Here is a 12,455-nt window from a genome sequence, read left to right as displayed (position 1 = left end):
GGTCGTCCGGCCGGGCGGACCGGCTCCCGGGAGGCACCATGCCCGCGTTCGCGCTCGCCCACCTCTACGACACCCCGGCCCACGAGGACATCCTCACCTACATCGAGCGGATCCAGGCCACGCTGGACCCGTTCGGCGGCCGGTTCCGGGTGCACGGCGCCGAGGTGGAGGTCAGGGAGGGCGACTGGCCGGGCACCGTGGTCATCATCGAGTTCCCCGACCTGGACCGGGCCCGGGCCTGGTACGACTCGCCGGCGTACCAGGAGATCCTGCCGCTGCGCACCCGGCACATCCCGGGTGCGGCGCTGATCGTCGACGGCGTCGCCCCCGACTACGACCCCCGCCGGACGGCCGCCCGGCTGCGGGAGCGGGCGGCCGGCTGACCGGCGGCTCCGCCCCGACGGTGGTCCCGCCCGGACCGCCGTCCGGTGCCGGCGGGCGGGTCGGTGTCCACCCTGCGGGACAGTTTGTCCGTCGCGCCGCGTCGCGCCTGTCGTAACTTTCTGCTGTCCATCTCCGACCATCCCTTGTGGAGGCCACACCGATGAGCAGCGTCACCGCCCGCACCGTCCGTCCGACCGCCCCCCGGGGCGCCGGGGAGCCGTCCGGGGAGGTGCTCCGGGATATCCCGCTGCCGCCGTACGTGACCGTCGAGGACGCCCAGTTCGCCGTGCGGGCGGTCGTGGTGCACGCGCCCCGGCACTGGTCCGGCGGGACGGTCTGCCGCAACGACGCCAGCCCGCACCCGTGCCGGCTGCACCGCTGGGGTGCCCGGGTGCTGGCGCAGCGCGGCCTGCGTCCCGCCGAGATCGCCGCGCTGATCGAGCGCGGCGACCCGGCGGCCGAGCTGCCGCACCGCCCCGGCGCCTGAGCGCCGGCGGGGCCCCCGCACCGGGCCCCGCCGGCCGGTCAGCAGGCGTTCGGCTTGACCCAGGCGCACTCCAGGCCCTCCGGGACCCGGGGGGTGTCGGGCGCCGTCGGGGCCGCGGCCCGCGCGCCGGTCACGCCCCTGCCCGTGTACGAGGCCAGGGCGATCGCGATCTGGTCCTCCAGCGTCTTCACGGAGGAGGCCAGGTAGTTGTTGAGCAGGATCGAGAACGCCAGCACCCGCCCGTCGGCGTCGGTGACGTAGCCGGAGAGGCCGGAGACGCCGGTCAGGCTGCCAGTCTTGGCGTGCACGTTGCCCGCCGCCGCCGTGCCCCGCATCCGGCTGCGCAGCGTGCCGCCGACGAACCGGTCCGCCTCGCCGGCGACCGGCAGGGCCGCGTACCAGGTGTCGAACCAGGGCTCGTCGCGCACGGCGGTGAGCAGGTCCACGAACTCGTCGGCGGGGATGAGGTTGCGCCGGGAGAGTCCGGAGCCGTCGCGCTGGCGCAGCGTGCCGGTGTCCATCCCGGCGTCGGCGACGTACTCGCTGATCGCGGTCAGCCCGGCCGACCAGGTGCCGGAGCCGGAGAGCACCCGGCCGATCTCCTTGGTCAGCACCTCGGCGTGCCCGTTGTTGGACAGCTTGAGGAACGGCACCATCAGTTGGGCCAGGGGCATCGAGCGGTGCCGCGCCACCTCGGCCGCGCCCTCCGGGGTGGCCTGGCCGAGCACCGTCTGACCGAGCACCCGTACGCCGTGCCGGCGCAGCGCCGACCGGAAGACGTCGGCGGCGTAGCCGGTGGGCTCCCAGACGCTGACCCAGTCGTTCGCCGGCGCGGCGCCGAGCGCGATCTGCCCGGTCACCACGACCGTGTTGCTGCCGTGCGCGCGCTCGAAGGAGACCGACGTCTCCCCGCCGGCGACCGTCTCGGCCCGGTTGTCGATCTTCAGGTACCGGGTGGCCGGGGTGGTGGTGACGACCGGACGCGCGCCGGCGGTCGCGCCGGGGGCGGCGTGGACGATGACGGTGCCCGCGTCGTAGTCGGTGTCCGGCGCCACGGTCAGGGCGGAGACCTGCGCGGCGTAGTAGTACGGCTCGTCGTCCCAGGTCCAGTCGGGGCCGAGGCGGGTGCTGTCGTAGCGGGTGTCGTCGGCCACCAGGTTGCCGGTGACCACCCGGACGCCCGCGGCGGCGACCCGCGCGGCCAGCGCGTCGTAGTCGGCGGCGAGCATGGTCGGGTCGCCGCCGCCGCGCAGGTAGAGGTTGCCGGAGACCAGGCCCGCCCGGCGGGCGCCGCTGGTCCGCACCTCGGTGCTGAAGTGGTGGCCCGGCCCGAGCAGTTCCAGCGCCGCCGCCGAGGTCAGCAGCTTGGTGTTGGAGGCGGGCACCAGGCGGCGGTCGCCGTTGCGGTGGTAGACCGTCTCTCCGGTGGTCGCGTCCTTGACCACCACCGAGGCCTGCGCCCCGGCCAGCCGGCTGTCGGCGAGGATCGCGTCGATGGTGGCGTTCAGCCGGGTCGCCGCGGGGGTCGGGGACTCGGCGGTGGCGGTGGGCGCGCCCGCCGTGGCTGCGGCGGCGACGAGTGCCACCAGCGCGAGCGTCCGGGGGAAGAGACGACGATGCATGGGGTGATGCTGCCATGCAGGTATCTGCCAGAAAAGAGCGTCGATGGAAAGAAATTTCCGTGGGCCCGGCGGGCTGTGACCGGCGAGACGCTCCCGGCGGGCAGCGGGGCCGGCCCGCCCGTGTTGTACCCGGCATGGACGAGCGCTCCGTCGACGTGCTGGTGATCGGGGCCGGGCAGGCCGGCCTCTCCGCCGGCCACCACCTGGCCCGCGCCGGGTTCGCCCCCGGGGACGGCTTCGTGATCCTCGACGGGGGCGACGGGCCGGGCGGGGCGTGGCGGCACCGCTGGCCCACGCTGCGGCTCGACCGGGTGCACGGCTTCCACGACCTGCCCGGCCTGCCCTTCCCGGTGGCGGGACCCGACCGGCCGGCGGCCGAGGTGGTCAGCGCCTACTTCGCCGCGTACGAGCGCGAGTTCGACCTGCCGGTGCGGCGGCCCGTGCGGGTCCGGGAGGTGCGCGACCGGGCCGACGGCCGGCTCGCCGTGCACACCGACCACGGCTCCTGGACCACCCGTGCCCTGGTCAACGCCACCGGCACCTGGACCCGACCGTTCTGGCCGCACTACCCCGGCCGGTCGACCTTCCGGGGCCGGCAGTTGCACACGGCCGACTACCGGGGACCGGCGGAGTTCGCCGGCCGGCGGGTCGTGGTGGTGGGCGGCGGGACGTCGGCCGTGCAGTTGCTCGCCGAGGTCTCCACCGTGGCCGCCGGCACCACCTGGGTAACCCGGCGCCCGCCCGACTTCCGCGACGAGGAGTTCACCCCCGAGCGGGGGCGTGCGGCGGTGGCCCTGGTCGACGCGGCGGTACGCGCGGGCCGCCCGCCGGACAGCGTGGTCGGCGTGACCGGGCTGCCGCTCACGCCGGAACTGCGCCGGCTGCGCGAGCGCGGCGTGCTCGACCGGTTACCCGTCTTCGACCGGATCACGCCGGACGGGGTGGCCTGGGACGACGGACGGTTCGTGCCCGCCGACGTGATCCTGTGGTGCACCGGTTTCCGGGCTGCGCTGGACCATCTCGCGCCGCTGCGCCTGCGCGCGCCGGGCGGCGGTATCACGATGGACGGCACCCGGGTGGTCGCCGACGAGCGGATTCACCTGATCGGGTACGGCCCCTCCGCGAGCACGATCGGCGCCAACCGGGCGGGCCGCGCGGCGGTACGCGAGATCCGGGCCCGGTTCGCCCCGGCCCGTGCCGTGCACTGACCCCGCTCTATTTGACGGATGCCCCGGCAGGGGGCACCGTAGGCCGTGGAGGGGCCCTGAGCTGCCCCGAAGCGCGACGGCGATGTGCGTGTCGCCCTTCCATCGCCTCCCACGTGTGCTCGCCCGCGGGCCGAGTCCCGGTCCCGCACCGCGAATCCGAGAATCCACGAGGAGTTCCGCCATGCTCACCATGACCGACAACGCCGTGCTGGTCATCCGAGACCTCGCCAACCAGCAGGACGTCGCCGAGGACGGCGGAGTGCGGATCGCCGCCGACACCGACGCGGGTTCGCTCACCGTCGAACTGGTCGCCGAACCGATCGAGGGCGACCACGTGGTCGACAATCAGGGCGCCCGCATCTTCCTGGACTCCGACGCCGCCGAGCTGCTCGGCGACGCGTCGGTGGACGCGAGCGTCGACGACGAGGGCATCGTGCAGTTCGGGTTCACCGAGAAGCAGTGACGGCCGGGCGCCGCCTCCGCACCGGTGCCCGGCGGGGAGGCGCTCAGCCGGCCCGGCGGGTCTCCCCGTTGCGGTGCGGCCGGGCGGGACGGCCCCGCTCCGGCGGCGCCTGATCGGATCGCCACGGCCGGGACTCCCGCCCCCGCTGCGGCAGCGCGGCCAGCACGTGCGCCAGGTGGTGCGAGGTGCTCCACGCCGCCCAGTTGCTGGCAGACCCGGCACCGGCGCCCCGGCGGGCCCGCCGCAGGATCTCGTGGTCACCCCAGGAGAAGGCCGCGCCCGTGGCCGGCCAGTGCGGCGCCGAGACCACGGTGCGGCACAGGTCCGCGAAGCGGTCGTCGCCGCGTCCGCCCCGCCGCGACCAGCGGTACACCCACCAGGCGCCGTCGGTGGTGTAGCGGACGGTGGGCAGCCGGTCTCCCGCCTGGTCGGCGCCGGGCACCGCGGAGCCGACGCCGTAGTCGCCGTACCCGACGCCGAGGTCGGCCAGCCGCTGCCAGAGCTGCCAGTCCCAGCGGTCGACGCGCACCGGTTCGTCGGTGGGCAGGGCGGACACCGCCGGGGGCATCCCGCCCGCCGCCACGCTCACGGAGGACCAGGCGTGCCGGCGGGCCCACTCCGACAACCGGCGGACCCGGGGCTCGGCCACCCGTACGTCGGCCCGGCAGCACACGTCGCCCGCGTCGAGGAGCAGATCGCACTGCTCGGGCACCAGGCCGGTGAGCCGCCAGACCCGCTCCGCCGCCGCCGTGGCCGCGTCCGGGCCGGCCCGATCGTGGCCGACCCGCAGCCGGACGACCGCCCGCTGGGCGTGGGCCCGGGCCGCGGCACCGTGCGCCACCAGGCGCCGGTCACTGTCCGCGAGCCCGATCACCGGCACCAGCGGTACGCCCCAGCGGACCAGTTCGGCCTCCGGGACGTCGGGCAGGCCGGTGACGTCGACCGCCGTGAGCAGCCCGTCGGGCAGCCGACGGAGCACGTCAAGCGTGAACTGGTCGAGGACGGACACCTGGAGGACCGGGGCGAGCAGGGGGGCGACGACGTCGTCGAGATGACCGAGCGCCTCCAGCTCACCCCGCCGATTGGCGAGGATGGGGCGGTAGACCGGTTCCGCCGCCCGGCCCTCGTGGGCGGGCACCATACCCCAATGTAGCCAGACATCGGTGTCGGTCACAGGGCCGACCGGCCCGTCCCGCCCGCCAGGGCGGGCGGCATCCGGCGGCGACAGCTCGCCCGGAGGGCGTCGGGTCGCCGGCGCCGTTCCCTGGGCCGGGCCCGCCCGCCGCACCCACGCGCCGCCGCAGCCCGCAACGACGACACCGCCGCCCCGCAGTGCGGGACGGCGGCGCTACCGGCCACAGGTCAGTCGTCGTCGCCGTCGTCGTCGTCCGAGTCGTCATCGTCGTCGTCGTCATCGTCGTCGTCGACCGGCTCCTGCTCGGCCTTGACCACCGTGCCGTCGCCCCGGTCGACGTCGATCTCGTGCTCGGTCTGCCCGGCCACGATCTCGACGCTCCACACGGCCCGGCCGTCCTCGTCCTCGCGCTCGACCTCGACGATCTTGCCGCCGCCCGCCCGGGCCAGCGCGATCTCGCCGGCCCGCTGCTCGCTCACCGCGTCGCCGCCGGTGGCCGGCGCACCACTGCCCGACGGGGAGCCGGGCGCCGCCGGGGTGCCGCTGGCGGTCGGGGCGCCGCTCGTCGCCGGGGCGCTGCTCCCGGTGCCGCTCGGGGTGCCCGGCGTGGCCGGGGTCGTCGGGGCGGTGGTGGCGGCGGCCAGGGTGGTCGCCCGGGCCGCGCCGTTGTCGGCCGCCGCGACGCCGAAGGTCGCACCGGTCACGACGAGCACGGCCGCGCCTCCGAGCGACGCCAGCATCAGGGACTTGCGCTTCATCTCGTTCACCCTTCCTCGGTTGCTGGTTCCCAGGATCGCGCCCGTCCGGATAGCGCCACGCTGCCCGAACGCTAAGGCCGGGTTAAGCCTGTCCGGGCCCGGACCGGAGGACGGGTCAGGACGGAGGCGGGCCCAGTTCGAGGCGCACCTCGGCGCCCCCGGAGGGCGCGGCGTGCAGGGTGAGGCGGCCACCGCTGGACTGGGCGGCGCGGCGGGCGATGTCCAGGCCCAGGCCGGTCGAGCCGGCCGTGCTCGCGCCCCGGCCGATCGTGCCGGGCGGCATCCCCGGGCCCTCGTCCGCCACGACCAGCGCCGCCCGGCCCGCCTCCTCCGCCGTCAGCCGGACGGTGAACGCGGTGCCGTCCGGGGTGTGCGCGAAGACGTTGCCGAGCAGGGCGTCCACCGCCGCCGCCAGCTCGTCGGCGGGTACGCCCACCGGCAGCGGCCCAGGCGCCAGGCCGAGCGTCACGGCCCGCCCGGTGTCCTCGGCCAGCACCGACCAGAACGCCACCCGCTCGGCCACCACGGCCGCCGCGTCGGCGCTGGCCGCTCCGGCCGTCGGCACGCGCCACCGGGCCTGTCGGATCAGGCCCGTGACCGCCCGCTCCAGCCCGTCCACGGCCGCGGTCACCCGGGCGGCGTCCTCCGGGTCGCGCAGCGACTCGGCCTCCAGGCGGAGCGCTGTCAGCGGGGTGCGCAGGCGGTGCGAGAGGTCCGCGACCTCCTCCCGCTCCTGCACCAGCAGCACCTGGATCCGGCCGGCGAGGTGGTTGAGGGCGCCGGCGACCTCGCGCAGCTCCCGCGGCCCGGCGGGCGTGACGCGCGCGGCCAGTTCCGCGTTCGCCAGCCGGTGCGACACCGCCGAGAGCTCACCGATCGGCCGGACCAGGGTGCGGGCCAGCCGGTCGGCGACGGCCAGCCCGATCAGCACCAGCAGCACGCCGAGCAGGGCCAGGACCAGCCAGGACCGGGTCACCCCGGCGGTCAGCTCGGCGGGCGGTACCACTGTGCGGATCACGCCGGTGCCGTCCGGGCGGCCCTGCACGGCGATCACCACCTCGCGCCCCCGCCCGGACTCGGCGGTGAGGCTCTGCCCCCGCTCCGCCAGCGCCACTGCGGCCGTACGGGGGGCCGGGGCGCCGAGCACGGTGCCGTCGGGCAGGAACACCGTGACCGGCCGCGCGGACTCCGTGGCCAGTTGGTCGACGGTCAGCCGGATCGTCGCGGTGTCGGCGGTACCGACGACGGTGACGAGGCTCTGCGCGTCGGCCGTGGCCCGCACGGTGGCCCGGTCCGCCGCGACCGTACGCACCAGCAGCGCCAGCGGCACCAGGAAGGCGACCAGGGTGAGCACGCTGACCGCGGCGACCAGCAGCGCCAGTCGGGCCCTCATCCGGCGCTCCCCGGCGCTTCGAGCCGGACCCCGACGCCCCGGACGGTGTGCAGGTAGCGGGGCGCCTGCGCGCTCTCCCCGAGCTTGCGTCGCAGCCAGGACAGGTGCACGTCCACGGTCTTGTCGGCGCCGCCGTACGGGACCCGCCACACCTCGGCGAGCAGCTCCCGCTTGGTGACCACCTGGCCGGGCCGGCCCGCGAGGTGGTGCAGCAGGTCGAACTCGCGCGGGGTCAGCTCGACGGGCGCACCGTCCAGGGTGACCTGCCGCGACCGCGGGTCGACCCGCAGCCCGCCCACCACCAGCGCCGGGTCCTCCTCCGGGGCGGACCCGCTCCCGCGCCGGAGCACCGCCCGGATCCGCGCGTCGAGCTGCGCGGCCGTGAACGGCTTCACCACGTAGTCGTCCGCCCCGGCGTCGAGCACCCCGACGATCTCGGTCTCGTCGTCGCGGGCGGTCGCGACGATCACGGGCACGGCGCTGACCGCGCGGAGCATCCGCAGCAGCTCCCGGCCGTCCAGATCGGGCAGTCCCAGGTCGAGCACCACCAGGTCGGGCCGGTCGTCCAGCGCGTCGCGCAGGCCGGTCATCGCCGTCGAGGCGGCGGCCACCGCGTGCCCCCGCTCGCGCAGTGCCCGCAGCAGCGGCGTTCGGATCGTCAGGTCGTCCTCGATGAGCAGCAGGCGGGCCACAGGTGGCAGGCTAGCCGCCACGCGGCGCGCCGGCCCGGACGTTAACCCTCCCTTAGCCTCGTCCGGTGCCCGTCCCAACCTCGGATCGGTCAGACTCGGGGCATGCGCCGCCGTTCGTTCCTCGCCGTCGCCGGGTGGCTGGCCACCGCCGCCCTCGCCACTCTGATCGGGGTGGCCGCGATCCGGTGGGTGGGGGAGAGCATCGCCGGCACCCCGGGCGGGGTGCTCAGCCAGGAGGAGATCGAGCGGGCCCTGGCCTCGCCCGGGCCCACCGTCCCCGGGGCCGGCGGCCCGTCGTCCCCGACGGCGGGCGGGACCGGCGGGCCGCCGTCGCCGGGAGCGACGGGCTCGACCCCGGCGGGAGCACGTCGGGCCTTCGCCACGACGGGTGGCAGCGCGGTGGTCGAGTGCGGGCCGGGCGGGGTACGGCTGGTCTCCTGGACGCCCGCGCCGGGCTACCGGGTCTCGGACGCGGAACCGGGGCCGGACGACGACGTGGAGGTCGCCTTCGCCGGCCCGTCCGGGGAGTTCGAGCTGAAGCTGCGCTGCGTGGGCCTGGAGCCGGTGTCGGTCGAGGACGACGACTGAGCCGGACACGAGCGCGCGGCGCCGTTCGGATCCCGGGGATCGGAACGTCGCCGCGCTCTGGCCGTCTCCCACCACCGCAGCCGTACGGCGGTACGCCGGCGGGGACCTGGCTCGACCGGCCACCGTGCGCCGGCTACTCCCTCGATCCCCGTCCATCAGGGATCGAAACCCCCGAGGAGTGGCGAATTCCACCATCTGCGAGTCCCGGCGTGGCGTCGGGCCGCAGCGGGTATGTGCGTCGGCATGGAGCATTTCACTATCGCGACCGTCGCCGAGAAGAGCCCGGACTTCCGGCGGGTGCTGTGGACCGGTGAGCACACCCAGCTGGTGATCATGACGATTCCGCCGGGTGGTGAGATCGGCGAGGAGGTCCACGAGGACATCGACCAGATCCTGACCTTCGTCAGCGGTACGGGCGAGGCGCAGGTGGCGGGTGAGAAGCGCGAGGTCGTGCAGGGCGACCTGGTGGTGGTGCCGGCCGGCACGAAGCACAACTTCGTCAACACCGGCCCCAACCCGCTGGTGCTCTACACGGTCTACGGCCCGCCCGAGCACGCCGACCAGGCGGTGCACCGGACCAAGGAGGAGGCCGACGCCGCCGAGGCCGCCGGCGAGGACGAGCCGCCCACCTCCTGACCGTCGGTGCCGCCTGAGGCGGCCGGAACGGGGTACCCGCAGCGGGTGGACCAACTGGCGATCTCCGACTACGGGTTCCTCTCCGACTGCCGTTCGGGTGCCCTGGTCGGTCGGGACGGCTCGATCGACTGGTGGTGTCCGGACCGGTTCGACTCCCCGTCGGTCTTCGGCCGCCTGCTCGACACGGAGGCCGGGCACTTCCGGCTGGCGCCTACCGCCGCCGGGCTTCCCGGGCACCGGGTGGAGCGGGCGTACGTGGCCGACACGCTGGTGCTGCGCACCGTGCACCACACGCCGGAGGGGAGCGTCGCGGTCACCGACGCGCTCGCCGCCGAGTTCGGCGCCCGTGGCCACCAACTGGGGATGAACTCCCCGGCGGTGCTGCTACGGGTCGTGGAGGGACTGGCCGGGCGGGTGCGGATGTCGCTCGACTTCCGCCCCCGCCCGGAGTACGGCCTGCTCACCCCGTACCTGCACGGGCAGCCCGACGGCGGGGTGCTGGCCGCGGCCGGTCCGGTGGTGCTGGCCCTGCACACCGGCGGGGTGCCGCCGCACGTCGACCGGGACCGGGTCCGGCAGGAGTTCGAGGTCTCCGCCGGGCAGGTGGTCGGCTTCGACGTGGCGTACGGGCAGGCGTACGGGACGGTGCCGGTCCGGCTGGAGCCGGTGGCCGCGCTCGCCGAGACGGTGCAGGCCTGGCAGGCCTACCGCGAGTCGCACCACTACGACGGCCGCTACCGGGAGCAGGTCCGGCACAGCGCGACCGTGCTCACCGGCCTCACGTACGCCCGCAGCGGCGCGGTGGCCGCGGCCCTGACCACGTCGCTGCCGGAGCGGATCGGCGGCGGCCGCAACTACGACTACCGCTACTCGTGGCTGCGCGACTTCGCCATGACGCTGCGCGCCCTCTGGGTGGCCGCCTGCCCGTCCGAGGCGTCCCGGCTCTTCGCCTGGGCGGCCCGCTCGATCGGCCGGGTCGGCCCCGACCCCGTGCCCGTGCTCTTCGGCCTGGAGGGGGAGCGGGACGTCTCCGAGCACGAGTGCGCCCACCTGCGCGGCTACGGCGGCAGCCTGCCGGTGCGGGTCGGCAACGACGCCTGGCGGCAGCGCCAGCTCGACGTGCCGGGCGAGGTGCTCTCGGCGGTCTGGCGGCTGCGCGACCACCTGGGGGAGTCACTCGACACGGAACTGCGCGAGATGGTGCTCGGCCTGGCCGAGCAGGTCGCCGCCACCTGGCATCTGCCCGACCGGGGCATCTGGGAGACCCGGGACACCGACCGGCACTACCTCACGTCGAAGGTGCTCTGCTGGGTGGCGCTGGACCGGGCGGTGCGGCTCGCGCCCCGGCTCGGCGACCGGGCCGACGCCCGGCGGTGGGCGAGGATCCGCGACGAGATCCGGACCGCCGTGCTGCGCGACGGCTGGCACGAGCGGACCGGCGCGTACGGCGGTGCGTTCGGCTCGCCGGAGCTGGACGCCTCGGTGCTGCTGCTGCCGCTGGTGGGGTTCCTGCCGGCGACCGACCCGCGGATGCGCGCGACCATCGAGGCGGTCGAGCGCGGGCTGGGCGCCGGGGCCGGACTCCTCCGCCGCTGGGACACCGACCCGGCGGGCTTCCTGCCCTGCTCGTTCTGGCTGGTGGAGTGCCTGGTCCTGGCCGGTGAGCAGGGCCGGGCCGAGGCGCTCTTCGAGCGGCTGCTCGGGCACGCCAACGACATCGGCCTGTTCAGCGAGCAGATCGACCCGCGTACCGGCGCGCAGCTCGGCAACACGCCGCAGGCGCTGTCGCACATCGGCCTGGTCAGCGCCGCCTGGCGGCTGACCGACCCCACCACGGACTGACCGCGGGCTCAGGAAGGGCCCTCACCGGAAGGGGTCCCTTCCTGACACGTCACGCCGGCAGCACCGGCACGTCGGTGACGTCCACCGTCTCCGGGTACTTCACGCCGGCTCCGGTGTTGAGCACCACCACGCGTTCGCCGGCCCGGATCCAGCCGCCGGCGCGCAGGTGCCGGGCGGCGGTCAGGCAGGCGGCCCCCTCCGGGCAGAGCAGCAGCCCTTCGCGGGCGGCGAAGTCCCGCAGGTCGGCCAGGATCTCGGTGTCGTCCACGGCGATCGCGGTGCCGGCGCTGGCGCGCAGCGCGTCGAGGATCAGCTCGTCGCCGAGCGGGGCGGGCACGGTGATGCCGAACGCCACGGTGTGCGCGTCGGCCCAGGGGCGCGCCCGCTGCTCACCGGCGGCGAAGGCGCGCACGATCGGCGCGCAGCCCGTCGACTGCACCGCGACCAGGCGGGGCAGCTTGTCCTCGATCCAGCCCAGCTCGCGCAGCTCGTGCAGCGCCTTGTGGATGCCGATCAGGCCGACCCCGCCGCCGGTGGGATAGATGATCACGTCCGGCACCTGCCAGCCGAGCTGCTCGACGATCTCGTACCCCATCGTCTTCTTGCCTTCGAGCCGGTACGGCTCCCGCAGCGTGCCGGCGTCGAAGATCGCGCCGCCGGAGTCGGCGACCAGCCCCGCGACGTGCCGCCCGGCGTCGCCGATCAGCCCGTCGACCAGGCGTAGGTCGGCCCCGGCGGCCACGCACTCGCGCCGGCAGATGGCCGGCGCGTCCAGCGGCATGACGATGGTCGCGCCCAGCCCGGCCCGCGCGGCGTAGGTGGCCCAGGCCGCGCCCGCGTTGCCGTTGGTGGGCATGGCGATGCGCGTCACGCCCAGCTCGCGCGCCCGGCTGACGCCCACCGCCGCGCCGCGCGCCTTGAACGAGCCGGTGGGGGTCAACCCCTCGTCCTTGACCAGCAGGTCCGCGATGCCGATCTCCGCGCCGTAGGTCGGGGTGCGCAGCAGCGGCGTCCAGCCCTCGCCCAGCGTGGTCTCGTGCCGGGGGTCGGCCACCGGCAGCAGCTCGCGGTAGCGCCACAGGTCGGCCGGGCGCAGCGGGAACCGTTCCGGGGTGAGCACCTTCGCCACCGCCGCCAGGTCGTAGCGGGCCAGCAGCGGGGACCCGCAGTCGCAGAGGTTGGTCAGCTTGGCGGCGTCGTGCTCCCGCCCGCAGCGCGGGCACTCCAGGTGCGTCAGGTACACGATG

The 12,455-nt window shown here is 75.7% G+C and carries 13 protein-coding genes; 7 read left to right on the top strand and 6 right to left on the bottom strand.

The genetic code is table 11. The features are described 5' to 3' along the window. Window positions 1-38 precede the first annotated feature (38 nt). Together ACLQ20_RS00560 and ACLQ20_RS00555 are read left to right on the top strand one after the other, a co-directional pair. Window positions 39-383: a DUF1330 domain-containing protein gene (locus tag ACLQ20_RS00560; RefSeq protein WP_151453601.1), complete on the top strand. Its 345-nt coding sequence runs from the start codon at window positions 39-41 to the stop codon at window positions 381-383. 161 nt (window positions 384-544) lie between these two features. Next, window positions 545-871: a hypothetical protein gene (locus tag ACLQ20_RS00555; protein ID WP_192581317.1), complete on the top strand. Its 327-nt coding sequence runs from the start codon at window positions 545-547 to the stop codon at window positions 869-871. 38 nt (window positions 872-909) lie between these two features. On the opposite strand, the gene dacB is transcribed toward ACLQ20_RS00555, so the two are convergent. After that, window positions 910-2,493 carry a D-alanyl-D-alanine carboxypeptidase/D-alanyl-D-alanine endopeptidase gene (gene dacB / locus ACLQ20_RS00550; RefSeq protein WP_151453602.1) on the bottom strand — a complete coding sequence of 528 codons (1,584 nt, stop codon included), beginning with the start codon at window positions 2,491-2,493 and terminating at the stop codon, window positions 910-912. Between the two features lie 134 nt (window positions 2,494-2,627). Here dacB and ACLQ20_RS00545 point away from each other — a divergent pair, with 134 nt between their 5' ends. Further along, window positions 2,628-3,701: an NAD(P)-binding domain-containing protein gene (locus ACLQ20_RS00545; protein WP_151453603.1), complete on the top strand. Its 1,074-nt coding sequence runs from the start codon at window positions 2,628-2,630 to the stop codon at window positions 3,699-3,701. Between the two features lie 181 nt (window positions 3,702-3,882). Next, window positions 3,883-4,164, top strand: coding sequence for an adhesin (locus ACLQ20_RS00540; protein ID WP_132233810.1), 282 nt, complete (start codon window positions 3,883-3,885; stop codon window positions 4,162-4,164). A 43-nt stretch (window positions 4,165-4,207) separates the two neighbouring features. Here ACLQ20_RS00540 and ACLQ20_RS00535 read toward each other — a convergent pair whose 3' ends face one another. The 4 genes from ACLQ20_RS00535 to ACLQ20_RS00520 form a co-directional block, all read right to left on the bottom strand. After that, window positions 4,208-5,305 (bottom strand): beta family protein, encoded by a 1,098-nt coding sequence (locus ACLQ20_RS00535; RefSeq protein ID WP_192581318.1) that lies wholly within the window; start codon window positions 5,303-5,305, stop codon window positions 4,208-4,210. A 221-nt stretch (window positions 5,306-5,526) separates the two neighbouring features. Next, window positions 5,527-6,057 carry a PepSY domain-containing protein gene (locus ACLQ20_RS00530; protein WP_425853858.1) on the bottom strand — a complete coding sequence of 177 codons (531 nt, stop codon included), beginning with the start codon at window positions 6,055-6,057 and terminating at the stop codon, window positions 5,527-5,529. A gap of 115 nt (window positions 6,058-6,172) precedes the next feature. Then, a complete protein-coding gene (locus ACLQ20_RS00525) occupies window positions 6,173-7,450 on the bottom strand; it encodes an ATP-binding protein (RefSeq protein WP_425853857.1) in 1,278 nt (425 codons plus the stop codon). Beyond that, window positions 7,447-8,142 (bottom strand): response regulator transcription factor, encoded by a 696-nt coding sequence (locus ACLQ20_RS00520; protein WP_151453606.1) that lies wholly within the window; start codon window positions 8,140-8,142, stop codon window positions 7,447-7,449. Before ACLQ20_RS00520 ends, ACLQ20_RS00525 begins: the two co-directional genes overlap by 4 nt. A 102-nt stretch (window positions 8,143-8,244) precedes the next feature. Between ACLQ20_RS00520 and ACLQ20_RS00515 the strand changes: the two genes are divergently transcribed. The 3 genes from ACLQ20_RS00515 (at window position 8,245) to ACLQ20_RS00505 (ending at window position 11,208) form a co-directional block, all read left to right on the top strand. Next, entirely contained in the window at window positions 8,245-8,730 is a 486-nt protein-coding gene (locus ACLQ20_RS00515; protein WP_327030632.1) for a septum formation initiator, read from the top strand. Window positions 8,731-8,973: 243 nt separating this feature from the next. Continuing rightward, the gene (locus ACLQ20_RS00510) at window positions 8,974-9,366 is read left to right on the top strand and encodes a cupin domain-containing protein (RefSeq protein WP_121399025.1); all 393 of its coding nucleotides are present in this window, start codon (window positions 8,974-8,976) and stop codon (window positions 9,364-9,366) included. A 45-nt stretch (window positions 9,367-9,411) separates the two neighbouring features. After that, window positions 9,412-11,208: a glycoside hydrolase family 15 protein gene (locus ACLQ20_RS00505; protein ID WP_425853856.1), complete on the top strand. Its 1,797-nt coding sequence runs from the start codon at window positions 9,412-9,414 to the stop codon at window positions 11,206-11,208. Window positions 11,209-11,257: 49 nt separating this feature from the next. Here ACLQ20_RS00505 and ACLQ20_RS00500 read toward each other — a convergent pair whose 3' ends face one another. After that, window positions 11,258-12,451 carry a threonine synthase gene (locus ACLQ20_RS00500; protein ID WP_425853855.1) on the bottom strand — a complete coding sequence of 398 codons (1,194 nt, stop codon included), beginning with the start codon at window positions 12,449-12,451 and terminating at the stop codon, window positions 11,258-11,260. Window positions 12,452-12,455: the final 4 nt, after the last annotated feature.

Origin of the sequence: Micromonospora sp. DT46 (assembly GCF_049841735.1) — a bacterium.
Taxonomy (GTDB): Bacteria; Actinomycetota; Actinomycetes; order Mycobacteriales; family Micromonosporaceae; genus Micromonospora; species Micromonospora reichwaldensis.
The sequence above is the reverse complement of the archived record's forward strand: the minus strand, read 5'-3'. Positions and strand labels throughout refer to the sequence as shown.